Here is a 14,115-nt window from a genome sequence, read left to right as displayed (position 1 = left end):
ATGCCCCACGACACCTCCACCGCCGCATTGCCGCCGGTGCCCCCGCAGTTCACCGCAAGCCCGCGCGACGCCGCGGCGCTCGAAGCCCTGGCGATACGGGCGCGCGCCGACCTCGAACGCATCAACGTCCCGCCGCCCACCTGGATGCTCCCGGCCGAATCCGCCACCGGGGCCTCGCCCGTGCTCGACGTATTGGTGGCCGGCGCCGGCATGTGCGGCCAGACCGCCGCCTTCGCCCTCCACCGCGAGGGCCTGACGAATATCCGCGTGATCGACCGCGCCGCGCGCGGCGAGGAAGGCCCCTGGGGCACCTACGCGCGCATGCTGACGCTGCGCAGCCCCAAGCAGGTCGGCGGGCCGGAACTGGGCGTGCCTTCGCTCTCCTTCCGGGCCTGGTACGAGGCGCAGCACGGCAGCGACGGCTGGCAGGCGCTGCACAAGATCGGCCGCATCGACTGGCGCGACTACCTGCTATGGGTGCGCGACACCGTCGGCCTGGCGGTGGACAACGGCGTCAGCCTGCGCGCGGTCTCGCACGGCGAAGGCGGCCGCCTGCTCTCGATCGAGCTCGAAGGCCCCGGCGGCCGGCGCGAGACCGTGCGCGCCCGTCAGCTCGTGCTCGCGCTGGGCCGCGACGGCAGCGGCGCGCCGCGCTGGCCGGACTTCCCGACACTGCGGCGCGACGATCCGCTCGCGGCCGGCCGGGTGTTCCACTCGGCCGATGCGATCGACTTCGCCGCCCTGGAAGGCCGGCGCATCGGCGTGCTGGGCGCCGGCGCCTCGGCCTTCGACAATGCGGGCAGCGCGCTGGAGGCCGGCGCCGCCGAGGTCCAGCTGTTCGCGCGCCGCGCGCAGTTGCCGCAGGTCAACAAGAGCAAGGCCGCCTCCAGCCACGGCTTCCTGCGCGGCTTCGAGGGGCTGGACGATGCGCGGAAGTGGCGCGTCTACACCTACATCTTCGACGAGCAGGTGCCGCCGCCCTGGGAGAGCGTGCGCCGCTGCGACGCGCACGCGGCCTTCACGCTGCGCCTGGGCACGCCCTGGGTGGACGTGGTGCCCGGCGAAGACGGCGTGACGGTCGCCCTGCCCGATGGCGGCAGCGAGCGCTTCGACGCGGTGATCTTCGGCACCGGCTTCGACGTCGACCTGCTCGACCGGCCCGAGATCGGCCGCTACACGCCGCTGGTCGACACCTGGGCGCGCCACGTGCCGTCCGAAGAGGCGCGGCGCCATCCCGAGCCGGCGCGCTTTCCTTATCTGGGCGCGGGCTTCGAGCTGCGTGCCCACGCGCCCGGCCCGCCGGACGCGACCGAGGCGCTGTCGCGCATGCGCCTGTTCAACTGGGGCGCCACCATGACCCACGGTGCGCTCGCGGGCGACATCCCCGGCCTCGCGATCGGCGCCGCCCGGCTGGCCCAGGCGATCGCGCGCGACCTGTTCGTCGAGGATGCCGACCGCCATTGGGCGCGGCTGCTGGCGCATGACGAGCCGGAGCTGATCGCGACGCGCTGGTATGTCCCGGGCGGAGGCGTCGAATGAGCTGCACGGCCGCTCCGAAGGCTCATGGCATCGCAGCCCGCAGGGCGGAGCTTGCCCTATGAGCCGCGGCGGGACGCGCTGATGGACACCCGCCAGATGCGCTGCATCCTCGCGATCAGCGAGGCGGGCAGCCTCACGCGCGCGGCCGAGCAGTTGGGCATCGCGCAGCCGGCCCTCACCCAGACGCTGAACCGCCTCGAGCGCGAGATCGGCACGCCGCTGTTCACGCGCACGCGGCGCGGCGCGACCCTGACGGAGGCGGGCCTCGCGGTCGTGGACGACGTGCGCGCCAGCATTGCCCATGGCGATGCGGCCGCCGAGCGGGCACGCGCCATCGCGGCGGGCCGCGCGGGCCGCCTCACGGTGGGCTTCGTGACCCATGCCATCTACGAAGTGCTGCCACGCGCGCTGCGTCTGCTGCGCGCCGAGCATCCACGGCTCGAGGTGGTGCTGCGCGAGATGAGCAACGCCGAGCAGGTCGACGCGCTGGCGGGCGGGCGCATCGACATCGCGCTGCTGCACCCCCCGGTCTCGGTCGATGCGCGCGTGAACGAACTGCGGCTGGGGGAGGACCCGATGATCGCCGCGCTGCCCGCCGCCTTCGATGTGGCAGAGGACGGCTGCGTGTCCCTGGCAGAGGTCGCGCAGCACGGCCTGGTCTGGTTTCCCGAGCAGCAGATCCCGGCCTTGCGCAGCCAGATGCTGGGCGCGATCCGCCGCGCCGGCCACCAGGTGCAGGTGGTACAGGACGCTAACCGCACGCTGACGGTGCTGGCCTGCGTGGCGGCCGGCCTGGGCTGGTCGCTGCTGCCGCGCTCCGCGCGCGCGCTGCGACACGAGGGCGTGCGCTACGCCGAGGTGCGCGACGGCGCGAGCCTGCCGGCCTTCGAGCTGTCGGCGATGTGGCTGGCGCGCTCGCGGCCGACTTTTGCCGACACGTTCGCGCAGACACTGGGACCGGTTCAGTCCAGCTGAAGCTTGTTCTCTTTCGCGAGCCGGCTCCACTTGGCGAGCTCGGCGCGGCGGAAGGCATCGAGCTCGGCCGGGCCGGCGCCGATCACCTCGGCACCCAGGGCTTCCAGCCGCTGGCGCACGTCTGCCTCCTTGAGCGTCGCGGCGATTTCCCTGGAAAGCCGCTCGATCACCGGCGCCGGCGTGCCCGCGGGCACGAACACCGCATTCCACTCGTACATCTCGTAGCCCGGCAGGCCTGACTCGGCGATGGTCGGCACCTCGGGGAGTGCCGGCGAGCGCGCACTGCCGCCGATCGCGATCGGCCGCAGCTTGCCGCCCTGGATGTAGGGCATGCCCGAGCCAAGGCTCGCAAAGAACACCGGCACCTGACCCGCCATGACGTCGGTGAGCGCGGGGCCGCCGCCCTTGTAGGCCACGTGCGTCATGCGCGTCTTCGCCATCGAATCGAAGAGCTCGGCGGCCAGGTGCGGCGATGAGCCGTTGCCGGAAGACGCGTAATTGATCTCGCCAGGCCGCGCCTTGGCCTGCGCGATCAGGTCCTGGACGCTCCGGATCGGCGCCGCGGGATGCACCACCAGGATGTTCGGGACCTTGACGAGGAGCGACACGGGCGCGAAGTCGCGCAGCGTGTCGAAGGGCATCTTGCTGCGCAGCGCCGGGTTCTGCGCATGGTTGGACGCATCGAGCATCACGGTGTAGCCGTCGGCCGGACTCTTGGCCACGAGCTCGCCGCCGATCGCGCCGCCGGCGCCCCCGCGGTTGTCGACCACCACCGGCTGGCCGAGACGTGCCGAGAGCTTCGGGGCGACGATGCGTGCCACCACATCCACAGTGCCGCCGGGTGGGTAGGTCACGACCAGGCGGACCGGCTTGGCCGGCCAGGCCTGCGCCTGTACCTGCGCGTGAACGGCCAGCGCCGCCAGCATCAGGACCGTACCGCGGACGGCATGAAGGACGACTCGCGCGAAGCGTGTGCGATGGACCATCTTTATCTCCTTGCAGCGCCCATGCAGGCACGTTGCTTTCTTGTGATCAGGCGAAGCGGAACAGCGCCGCCGGCGTGTCGACCAGGATGCGCCGGCGCGCATGTTCATCCTCAACCCAGTCGGCCAGCGCCCCCCGGGTGGAACCGAAATCGGCCAGCGGCTGGTGCTGCGTATGGGGCCAGTCGCTGCCCCAGAGAAGGCGGCCGGCGCCGAACGCCTGCAGCAGCGCCAGCGCGGCGGCGCGGGCGGCGCTGCCGCGCTGGTCGGGCCAGCTGCGGTAGGCGGCCGCCAGCTTCACCCACACGCGCTGCGTTGCGGCGCTGGCCAGCAGCCATGCGAAGCCTTCGTCGTCGGCGAGCGCCGCGCCGGGGCGGCCGAAGTGGTCGACCACCAGCTTGCACCCGGCATCGAGGATCGGCTGGCCGGCCTGCGGCAGGTCGCGCGATTCGCGGTGCAGCTCCACATGCCAGTCGAGCGCGCGCACCTGCTTGAAGAGCCGCCGCCATTCGGCGCGCGCGAAATCGGGAATGGGCAGCCCCACCAGGTTGAGGCGAATGCCACGGACTCCTTGCCGGTCCAGCTCCGCCAGCGCATCGTCGCCGAGTGTGGGCTCGATGATCACCACGCCGCGCAGCCGCTCCGGGCAGGCACGCAGCGCATCGAGCAGGAAGCTGTTGTCGGTGCCAAGGAAGCTCGGCTGAACCAGTACGCCATGCGAGACCGCATGCGCATCGAGCAGCGCCAGGTAATCGTCCAGCAACGCGTCGTAATCCGGCGCGTGGCGATGCACCGGGGCCAGTGGCAGTCCTCGCCGGAAGACGTGGGCGTGGCTGTCGATGGCAGTGATCGCGCTCGTCGCGCTGGCCGGCTCAGGCATAGCGCTGCTCGAGGGCGTCGTACTGGTTCTTGCGCACCAGCGCCTGACGCTCGGCGAAAGTGGCGACCAGGCCGCTCGCCTCGTCGAGCCGGCCGCCGTCGCGCAGGGCCTGAAGCGCCAGCGTCATGCCGCGCACCGCGCCCTGCAGCGCGGCATTGGCATAGAGCACCAGGCCGAAGCCCATGGCGCCGAACTCCGCCGCATCCAGTGTGGGCGTCTTGCCGCCGATCACCACGTTGACCACCTGCGGGCAGGCCAGCTCGCGCGGAATACGGCGCAGCGCTTCCAGCGACTCGGGCGCCTCGACGAAGGTGATGTCGGCCCCGGCCTCGGCGTAGGCCGCGGCGCGTGCAATCGCGGCATCGACGCCTTCGACCGCGGCGGCGTCGGTGCGCGCGATCACCAGGAAGTCGGCGTGCGCCCGCGCGTCGACCGCCGCCTTCACCTTGCCCAGCATCTCGTCGCGCCCGATCACGGCCTTGCCCTCGAAGTGCCCGCACTTCTTGGGGCTCACCTGGTCCTCCAGCTGGATCGCGTTGGCGCCGGCGCGCTCCAGCGTGCGCACCGTGTGCTGCACGTTGAGCGCGTTGCCGAACCCGGTGTCGGCGTCGACGATGATCGGCAGCTTCACTGCATCGCGCAGCGCGGCCGTGTGCTGTGCCAGGTCGCCCAGGTGGACGAAGCCCAGGTCGGGCATGCCGTAGAAGGTGTTGGTGAGCCCGGCACCGCTCAGGTAGACGGCCTCGAAGCCCAGTTCCTCGATCACGCGCGCGGCCAGCGCGTTGGCCGCGCCCGGCACCACGAGACCGCGCTTCGCCGCGACCTTCTGCCGCAGCAGAGTACCGGGATGGGTGGCGTTGTCGTTCATGTTCATTCGTCCTTCATGCCGGTAGCCTTGACCACCGCGCCCAGACGGGCGCGCTCGGCATCGACGAACTGCACGAAGGAAGCGCGCGTGCCGCCGATGGGCTCGATGCCCATGCCCTTGAGCTTCTCGGCGATGGCCGGCGTCTTCATGGCCGCGTCGATGGCTGCGCTCATCTTGTCGAGCACCGCTTCGGGCGTGCCGTGCGGCGCATGCACGCCGGCCCAGTGCGCGATGCGCACGTCGGGGAAGCCCTGCTCTGCGGCCGTGGCCAGCTGCGGGTAGGCCGAGATGCGCGTGGTCCAGGTGTTGGCCAGCGCCTTCAGCTTGCCGCTCCTGAGGTAAGGCAGCGCGACGATGCTGGCCTCCGATGTGGCCTCGACCTGCTTGCCGAGCACCGCCGTGATCGACTCCGACCCGCTCTTGTAGGGCACCAGGTCCAGCTTGGCGCCGTACTTCGTTTCCAGCATGCCTTCGACGAAATGCGGCGTGCTGCCTGTGCCGGCGGTCGCCCAATGGAAGCCGGGCCCCGCCTTGGAGGCGGCAATGAATTCCTTCAGATCCTTGTAGGGCGCATCGGCCGGCACCAGGATCACCGAGGGTGCGAGGCCGATCATGCCCACCGGCACCAGGTCGCTGTCCTTGTAGGGCATGTTCTTCTTGATCATGCTGTTCGAGATCACGCCGGCCGCGCTCACCAGGAAGGTGTAGCCGTCGGGCGCGCTCTTGGCGACGATGTCTGCGCCCAGCGTGGCGCCGGCGCCCGGCTTGTTGTCGACGACGATGGGCTGGCCCAGGGCCTTGGAGGCGCCGTCGGCCGCAGCCCGCGCCATCAGGTCGTTTGCACCGCCTGCCGCGAAGGGCACGACCAGGCGGATCGGCTTGGTGGGCCAGCCCTGTGCGGCCGCGCCGGTGGCGGCAAGAAGAGCGGCAAGCCCGGCCAGCAAGGCGAGGCGACGGGAGGGGTGCATGGCGATGTCTCCTGGAATGTGCGTGTGCCGGAAGTATCGGCACGCGTCATTTCAAACAGAACACCCTTTCCGGTTGCTTTTGCATAAGCACCGGTTATGACTGCGGCCCCGCCGCGCCGGGAGCGCTATCCCTCTGCCCGGATACCGCGCATCAGGATCACGCCGCCCAGCTGCGAGGTGTCGCTGCGCATGCGGTGGGCCAGCGCCTGCGGCGTACCCGCCTCGCCCTGCCAGCCTGCCTTCAGCAACTTCGCCTGGATTTCGGGAGCGCGCAGCGCCTCGCCCAGCGCCGCATTGAGCCGCGCCACGGCCGCCTTGGCCATCCCGGCCGGGGCCGCCAGTGCCGTCCAGATCTCCAGGTCGGCGCCACGCACCTCGGCCTCGCGCAGGGTGGGCAACTCCGCGAAGAGCGGGCTGCGCAGCGGCGAAGTGACGCCGATGGCCTTGAACTTGCCCGAGGCCACATGCGGCTTGGCGAGCCCGGGCGGCAGCAACGCCAGCTGGATCCTGCCGGCGAGCATGGCCTCGATCACCTGCGGGTTGCCGTTGAAGGGCACGTGCTGCGGCGCGATGCTGGTGCGGGTCTTCAAGAGCTCCATGCCCAGATGGCCCACAGTGCCGACGCCGGGGGTGCCGTACCTGCCCTTGTCGCCCAGGTTGCGCGCCCACAGCAGCAGCTCGGTCGGCGTCTTGCCCGCCGCGTCGCCGGAGACCGCCAGCACCAGCGGGGCGGTGCCGATCAGGCCGACGGGCGCGAAGTCCTTTTCGGGGTCGAAGGGCGTGGCCGGATTGAGCAGCTTGGCGATCGTGAGATTGCCGTTGATCAGGGCGCCGATGGTGTGGTCGTCCTGCGCCTTCGCCACCAGGTCGGCGGCCACGTTGCCACTGGCGCCGGGCTTGTTTTCGACGATGACGGGCTGGCCGAGCAGCCTGGCGAGCGGCTCGGCAATTGCCCGTGCCGCCAGGTCGGGCGAGGCGCCGGCAGGAAAACCGACCAGGATGCGGACCGGCTGGGCAGGCCAGCTCCCCTGCGCTGCACCGGCCCGGGAAGCCCGCGGCACCGCCGGCGAAAGAGTCTGCTGAGCCCAGGCGGCGGTGCCGCACAGGGAAGCGGCCAAGCCTTGTAGCAGGCGGCGTTTGGTGATCATGAAAGGCTCTGGGTGTTGCAAATGTCGGTAACTGGAAGTTACGCGAGCCTTTGCCGCGACGCAAGACAACCAAATGCTTCACCGGCCGCGGGCCGGCCAGGCCGCGTCAGCGCGGCTTCAGCGAGAGCCGTACCGTCGTGCCGTCGACGGTGACCGGATAGCCCAGGCCGTCGGCCAGCGCCTGGAACGCCACGGCGTCGATGGCCAGCTTGCGCGGCGCGCGCAGTGCACCCGCCATCGGAGTGGGATCGGCGGAGACGGAATCGCCAGGGCTGGCGATGAAGCGCAGGCCCTCGGGTCCGTCGGGCTCCACGCGAATCGCGCCGAGCCGCTGGGAGTTGTCATGCAGGTAGCCCAGCGCGCCCAGCACCATGTAGCGCAGGGCCGCGCCCTCCGGAAAGCGCGGTTCGTCCGGCGTGCCGGCGGCCAGGTCCTCGTCCACGTGCAGCCGGATGCCATGGAGCTCGTAGGCTGCGCGCATCAGGGACGTGCAGCGCTGCACCAGCGCGCTGCGCGTGATGCCCTCGTCGCTCGCGGCCAGCTCCCAGTCGCGCAGCGAGCGGACGCCGTCGGCCAGGGCGCCTACCTGCTCGGAGATCGATTGGAGTGCTTGCTCCCGGCCGCCTTCTTCGGCCGTCGCGGCGGCGGCGCGATGTCGAAGAAGCAGCAGGCTCATGCGAATCACCGACAGCGGCGCCGCCATGTCGTGGCGAAGCGCCGGCAGGGCGCGCGTGAGCAGTTCGTGCCGCACCCCTGCGACGATCCAGCTGCTGGCTCCAGGCGAGGCTTTCACTTTCAATCGATGCTTCCGCAAAAAGAGGGCCCCGAAGTATGGGCGTGCTCTGGCGCGCAGCCATGTAGGAGGACGCCTCCTGCTCCGGCGCGCGCTGCGTCTGGAGAATGGCAGGCGCCTCACGGCAGCACCGCTTCGGCCAGCAGCGCCCCGCCGCGCGCCACGATGCGCCCGCCCGACACCACCAGCCGCCGCGGCGGCCGCGCCACCACCGCGTGCGCGATGGTCTGCGCCTCGACCAGCACCAGGTCGGCGCGGCAGCCGGGCGCCAGGCCGTAAGCCTCGAAGCCGCAGCCGCGCGCGCCCGCCCCAGTCACGCAGTCGAGCGCGATCGCCAGCTCGTCGTCGCGACGCAGGTTGTAGCGCAGGCCGATCAGCATTGCACGCTCGAGCATGTCGGGCGTGCCGTAGGGCGTCCAGGTATCGCGGATGCCGTCGTTGCCGGCCAGCACCGTCACGCCGGCGCGGCGGCAGGCCAGCAGCGGCGGCACGGCGCGCGCGGCCGGCGCGCTGGTGATCAGCACCACGCCCAGCTTCGCCATGCGCGCCAGCAGCGCCTCGCACTCGCGCTCGGGCAGGTCGCCCAGGCAGAAGCCGTGGCTGACCGCGACTTGGCCCTGCAGGCCCAGCGCGGCCGTGCGCTCGAGAATCAGCGCCAGCGAAAAGGCGCCCATCGCGCCGGGCTCGTGCAGGTGGATGTCGAGTGGCCGGCCGTGGCGCTGCGCGATCTCGAACAGCGTGTCCAGCGAACGCACCGGGTCGCCGTCGATCGCACAGGGGTCGAGGCCGCCCAGCACGTCGGCACCCTGCGCCAGGGCCTGGCCCAGCAGCTCGGCCGTGCCGGGGCGGCCCAGCAGGCCGGACTGCGGGAAGGCCACGATCTGGATCTGCTGCACGTCCTTCATCGCGTCGCGGGTGCGCAGCACCCCTTCGAGATGGCGCAGGCCGGCCTCGGTGTCGACGTCCACATGGGTGCGCAGCCGCGTCGTGCCCAGCGCCAGGAAGGCTTTGGCCAGTTCCAGCGACTGCGCCGCCGCGTCGTGGCCGCTGGCCCGGCGGAAGGCACGCTCGTTGTCGATGCGGTCGATGAGGCGCGGGCCGACCTCGTTGCGGTACCACTCCAACCCCCACAGCGTCTTGTCCAGGTGGGTATGCCCCTCGACCAGGCCGGGCAGCAGCAGTGCGCCACCGCCCTCCTCCGCCACGCAACCCGCCTCGGCTTCGAGCGCAGGGCCGATGGCGGCGATACGGCCTTCCCGCACCAGCAGGTCGACGGCGGCGGCCCCGAGCGGGCGCACATCGCGAAGCAGCAGCGGGGAAGGAGCGGCACGAGACATGGCAACTAGACCCAGCCCGCGCGCCGGAAGCGGTAGTACAGGATGCCGCAGAGGCTCGCGATGAGGCTCAGCGCGGCCCAGTAGCCGTAGCGCCACTTCAGCTCCGGCATGTGCTCGAAGTTCATGCCCCAGATGCCGGCGAAAGCGGTGCAAACGGCAAAGATCGCCGCCCAGGCGGCAAAGCGCTTGGTGACCTCGTTGTCCTCGATGGTGACCATCGAGAGGTTGACGTGGATCGCGGTGCCGATGGTCTCGCGGATGGCATCGATGGAGCTGTTGATGCGGCCCAGGTGGTCCACCACGTCGCGGAAGTACTCCTGCGTGCCGACGCAGATCTGCGGCACGCGTCCCCCGTGCAACTTGCTGGTGCCCTCGAGCAGCGGCGCGACGGCGTGCTTGAGCAGCGTGACGCGCTGCTTGAGCTCGTAGAGCTGCTTGATGTTCTCGCGCGCCGAGCCCTTGGTGAAGATTCGCTGCTCGATGGCCTCGAGCTCGACCTCGAAGGCCTCGATGACGGGGAAGTAGCGGTCGACCACCGCGTCCATCAGCGCGTAGAGCACGAAGCCCGGTCCGTTGCGCAGCAGCTCGGGCTCGCGCTCGCAGCGCTCGCGCACCTCGACGAAGCCGTGGTCGCTGCGGTTGCGCACCGAGACCACGTAGTTGCGTCCGACGAAGACATCGAGCTCGCCCACGGAGACCTCTGCGGGGGGCTCGGCCTGGTCCGGCTCCATCAGGTGCATCACGACGAACAGCGAGTCCGCGTACTCCTCGACCTTGGGCCGCTGATGGCCGTGCTGCGCATCCTCCACCGCCAGCGGGTGCAGACCGAACTCCTCCTGCACCTCCGCCAGCTCCTGCGGCGATGGGTCGCGCAGCGCGACCCAGACGAAGCAGCCGGGCAGCGAGGCGTATTCGCTGATCTCCGAAACGGGAATGTCGGCCAGCTTGGTGCCGTTCTCGTAGACGACGCAGTTGATGAGCATGCGGGGGCCAAAGGCGATGAGAAGCAGGACGGGGCATCTTGCCACGCGCAGGTGCCGCTCGCCCGGCATACGCCCGAGCCCTTCGATCAACCCGCCGGCTTCTTCTGCAGCCACTGCAACAGCGGCCCCACGATATCCAGCGGCAACGGGAAGATGATGGTCGAGTTCTTGTCCGCCGCGATCACCGTCAAGGTCTCCAGGTAGCGCAGCTGCAGCGCCTGCGGCGAGCGCGCCAGGATCTCGGCTGCCTCCGCCAGTTTGACCGAGGCCTGCAGCTCGCCTTCCGCATGGATCACCTTGGCCCTGCGCTCGCGCTCGGCCTCGGCCTGGCGCGCGATCGCGCGCACCATGTTGTCGTTGAGGTCCACGTGCTTGATCTCGACGTTGGTTACCTTGATGCCCCAGGCGTCGGTCTGCGACTCCAGCGTTTTCTGGATGTCGAGGTTGAGGCGCTCGCGCTCGGCCAGCAGGTCGTCGAGCTCGTGCTTGCCCAGCACCGCGCGCAGCGTGGTCTGCGCCAGCTGGCTGGTCGCCTCGAAATACTTCTCGACCTGGATGATCGCCTTCTCCGCATCGACCACGCGGAAGTAGAGCACCGCGTTCACCTTCACCGAGACGTTGTCGCGCGTGATCACGTCCTGGCTCGGGATGTCCAGCACCATCACGCGCAAGCCCACGCGCACCATCTGCTGGATGCCCGGAATCAGGATCACCAGCCCGGGGCCCTTGACCTTCCAGAAGCGGCCGAGCTGGAACACCACGCCGCGCTCGTATTCGCGCAGGATGCGCAGCGAGGCGACGATGAGCAGCACCGCGAACACCACGACGAGGACAGCAAGCGCAGAGCTGAAGTTGAAGAACATGCTCAGACCTTCGCGGCCGACTCCTGGCCTTCAGGCGCCACCCGCAGCGCACTGCCCTGCACACCGCTGACGCGGACCCGCCGGCCCGCGTACAGGTCGCCCGCGCCGGTCACGCGCCAGTAGTCGCCCTGGATGTGCGCCCAGCCTTCGCCGTCGGCGAACTCGACCAGCTCGCCCGTGGTGCCCACCAGGGTCGTGACGCCGCTGACCACCGGGCGCCGCTTCGCCCTGGCCGCCATGCCCGCGACCACGATGATGAAGAGCGCCGAGACGGCGCTGCTCAGCGCGATCACCCACAGCGGCACGCCGAAGCCCGGCACGTCGTTGTCGATCAGCAGCACCGCGCCGAAGGCAAAGGCCGCGATGCCCCCCAGCCCCAGCACGCCGAAGCTGGGCAGGAACGCCTCGGCGACCAGGAAGGCCACGCCCAGCAGGATCAGCGCGAGGCCGGCGTAGTTGACCGGCAGCATCTGCAGGCCGAAGAGCGCCAGCGTCAGGCAGATCGCGCCCACCACGCCTGGCAGCACGAAGCCGGGGCTGGAGAACTCGAACAGCAGGCCGTAGATGCCGATCATCAGCAGGATCAGCGCCAGGCTGGGCTCGGTGATCACCGACAGCAGCCGGCTGCGCCAGTCGGGCTCGAACACCAGCAGCTGCGCGCGTTGCGTGGCAAGGCGCACGGTGCCGCGCTCCATCTCCACGTCGCGCCCGTTGACCTGCATCAGCAGGTCGGCCACGTCCTGCGCGACGTAGTCGACCACCCGCTTCTCCCGGGCCTCCTTCGCGGACAGGCTGACCGACTCGCGCACAGCCTGCTCGGCCCATTCGGCGTTGCGATGGCGCAGCTGCGCGAGGCTGCGGATGTAGGCCGAGGCATCGGACAGGCGCTTGGCCGTCATCGCATCGGCCGCGGGCTCGGCGGCCTTCCCGTTCTTGCCGCCCTTGTCGCTCTTGTCACCCTGGTCGCCGGGCTTCGAATCCGGCCGGCCCGGCGTCGGCATGCCGATCGCCACCGGCGTCGCGGCGCCGAGATTGGAGGCCGGCGCCATCGCCGCGATGTGGCTCGCATAGAGGATGTAGGTGCCGGCACTGGCGGCCCGCGCACCGCTGGGCGCGACGAAGGTCGCGACCGGCACGCGGGAGGCGAGGATATCCTTGACGATGCTGCGCATCGAGGCGTCGAGCCCGCCGGGGGTGTCGAGCTGCAGCACTGCGAGCTTCGCGTCCTTGGCGGCGGCGAGCGCGAGGCCGCGGCGCAGATAGTCGGCGGAGGCCGGTCCGATGGCGCCGTCGATCTGCATCAGGACCACGAGGCGGGGCGCGGGCGTCGCGGGCGGCGGCGCGGGAGACACGGCTTCGGCGCTGGCCGCCGCTGCCGAACAGGCCAGGAGGACCAGTCCCATCAACCATGTTCTGGCGGACCCCATGCGGCGGATTCTAGGAGTGGGCCGCAGCGATGTCATACGCTCGCAAACCCTCGCGCCGCCGGCTCAGTGGTCGATGAAAAGCAGGGCCGGGGACTCGAGCGCCGCCCGCACTGCCTGCACGAACTCGGCCGCGAGCTGGCCGTCGATGACGCGGTGGTCGAAGGAGCAGGACAGGTTCATCATGCTGCGCGGCAGCATCGCGCCATCTCGCACGACGGGCCGCTGCACGATGCGGTTCACACCCACGATCGCCACCTCGGGCTGGTTGATGATCGGCGTGGAGGCGATGCCGCCGAGCGCGCCCAGGCTGGTGATGGTGATCGTGGAGCCGCTCAGTTCGTCGCGCGTGGCATGGCCGGCCCGCGCGGCGGCGGCCAGGCGCGCGATCTCGGCCGCGCTCGACCACACATCGCGCGCCTCGGCATGGCGCAGCACCGGCACCATCAGGCCGGCCTCGGTCTGGGTTGCGATGCCCACGTGCACCGCGCCATGGCGCGTGAGCACGCCGGCCTCGTCGTCGAAGCGGGCATTGACTTGCGGATGGTGCTGCACCGCCAGCACCACGGCGCGCACCAGCAGCGGCAGCAGCGTCAGGTGCGCTCGCTCGCCATCCCGACGGTCGTTCAGCACCGCACGCAGGCGCTCGATCTCGCCGACATCGATCTCCTCGACGTAGGTGAAGTGCGGGATGCGGCGCGCCGATTCCTGGGTGCGCTGCGCGATGCGGCGGCGCACGCCAGTGATCTGCACAGCCTCTTCGTCGTGGCGTTCCACGCCGCTCGGCGCCTGCGCAGGCTGCTGCGGCGCGCGCTGGGCACCGGGATGACGGGCCAGCCAGGCGTCGAGGTCGGCCTGCACGATGCGGCCGGCCGTGCCGCTGGCGGTGATCTGCCGCAGGTCGATGCCGAGGTCCCATGCCCGGCGGCGCACCGCGGGCGAGGCAATGGGCCGCTCGCCGGCTTCCGAGTGCGCCTGCGCGGGCGGGGACGCGCGTGCCGGCACCGGCTTGAGGGCCGCGGGCGCGGGTGCGGGCGCAGGTGCAGGCGGAGGTGCCGGCCCCAGGGTGGGCTCCTGCGTCTGCGTGGCGGCCACCTCGGCATGGCCGCCCCCCGCCACCTCGATGCGTATCAGCTCCGCACCCACCGCGATCAGCTGCCCCACCGTGCCGCCCAGCGCGATCACCTTGCCTGCCACCGGCGATGGAATCTCGACGGTGGCCTTGTCGGTCATCACATCCGCCAGCACCTGGTCTTCGGCCACTGTCTCGCCGGGCTGGACCCACCAGGCGACCAGTTCCACCTCGGCAATGCCCTCGCCGATGTCCGGCACCTTGATCGCGAGTTCGCCCATT

The 14,115-nt window shown here is 70.9% G+C and carries 13 protein-coding genes; 2 read left to right on the top strand and 11 right to left on the bottom strand.

What is annotated here, in order from left to right; genetic code table 11:
* Entirely contained in the window at positions 1–1,539 is a 1,539-nt protein-coding gene (locus E5P3_RS05295) for an FAD/NAD(P)-binding protein (protein ID WP_162585020.1), read from the top strand.
* Between the two features lie 81 nt (positions 1,540–1,620).
* Positions 1,621–2,514 carry a LysR family transcriptional regulator gene (locus E5P3_RS05290; protein WP_162585019.1) on the top strand — a complete coding sequence of 298 codons (894 nt, stop codon included), beginning with the start codon at positions 1,621–1,623 and terminating at the stop codon, positions 2,512–2,514.
* On the opposite strand, the gene E5P3_RS05285 is transcribed toward E5P3_RS05290, so the two are convergent.
* The 11 genes from E5P3_RS05285 to E5P3_RS05235 form a co-directional block, all read right to left on the bottom strand.
* A complete protein-coding gene (locus E5P3_RS05285; RefSeq protein WP_162585018.1) occupies positions 2,502–3,500 on the bottom strand; it encodes a tripartite tricarboxylate transporter substrate binding protein in 999 nt (332 codons plus the stop codon). The genes E5P3_RS05290 and E5P3_RS05285 overlap by 13 nt on opposite strands.
* A gap of 46 nt (positions 3,501–3,546) precedes the next feature.
* Positions 3,547–4,377, bottom strand: a complete 831-nt coding sequence (locus E5P3_RS05280) for an amidohydrolase family protein (protein ID WP_162585017.1) — start codon at positions 4,375–4,377, stop codon at positions 3,547–3,549.
* Entirely contained in the window at positions 4,370–5,245 is an 876-nt protein-coding gene (locus E5P3_RS05275) for an isocitrate lyase/PEP mutase family protein (RefSeq protein ID WP_162585016.1), read from the bottom strand. Before E5P3_RS05275 ends, E5P3_RS05280 begins: the two co-directional genes overlap by 8 nt.
* 2 nt (positions 5,246–5,247) lie before the next feature.
* Complete coding sequence (locus tag E5P3_RS05270) at positions 5,248–6,213, bottom strand: tripartite tricarboxylate transporter substrate binding protein (protein WP_162585015.1); 966 nt, start codon at positions 6,211–6,213, stop codon at positions 5,248–5,250.
* Between the two features lie 125 nt (positions 6,214–6,338).
* Entirely contained in the window at positions 6,339–7,361 is a 1,023-nt protein-coding gene (locus tag E5P3_RS05265) for a Bug family tripartite tricarboxylate transporter substrate binding protein (RefSeq protein ID WP_162585014.1), read from the bottom strand.
* 106 nt (positions 7,362–7,467) lie between these two features.
* Complete coding sequence (locus E5P3_RS05260; protein WP_162589541.1) at positions 7,468–8,154, bottom strand: HAMP domain-containing histidine kinase; 687 nt, start codon at positions 8,152–8,154, stop codon at positions 7,468–7,470.
* Between the two features lie 119 nt (positions 8,155–8,273).
* Positions 8,274–9,491: an amidohydrolase family protein gene (locus E5P3_RS05255; RefSeq protein WP_162585013.1), complete on the bottom strand. Its 1,218-nt coding sequence runs from the start codon at positions 9,489–9,491 to the stop codon at positions 8,274–8,276.
* 5 nt (positions 9,492–9,496) lie between these two features.
* On the bottom strand, positions 9,497–10,474 hold the full coding sequence (corA, locus tag E5P3_RS05250; protein WP_162585012.1) for a magnesium/cobalt transporter CorA: 978 nt from the start codon (positions 10,472–10,474) through the stop codon (positions 9,497–9,499).
* Between the two features lie 86 nt (positions 10,475–10,560).
* Positions 10,561–11,337 (bottom strand): slipin family protein, encoded by a 777-nt coding sequence (locus E5P3_RS05245; protein ID WP_162585011.1) that lies wholly within the window; start codon positions 11,335–11,337, stop codon positions 10,561–10,563.
* Between the two features lie 2 nt (positions 11,338–11,339).
* Positions 11,340–12,740, bottom strand: coding sequence for an NfeD family protein (locus E5P3_RS05240; protein WP_232072988.1), 1,401 nt, complete (start codon positions 12,738–12,740; stop codon positions 11,340–11,342).
* A gap of 87 nt (positions 12,741–12,827) precedes the next feature.
* A complete protein-coding gene (locus tag E5P3_RS05235; protein WP_162585009.1) occupies positions 12,828–14,114 on the bottom strand; it encodes a dihydrolipoamide acetyltransferase family protein in 1,287 nt (428 codons plus the stop codon).
* Position 14,115: the final 1 nt, after the last annotated feature.

The sequence above is a fragment of the Variovorax sp. RA8 genome (genome assembly GCF_901827175.1).
Lineage (GTDB): Bacteria > Pseudomonadota > Gammaproteobacteria > Burkholderiales > Burkholderiaceae_C > Variovorax.
The sequence above is the reverse complement of the archived record's forward strand: the minus strand, read 5'-3'. Positions and strand labels throughout refer to the sequence as shown.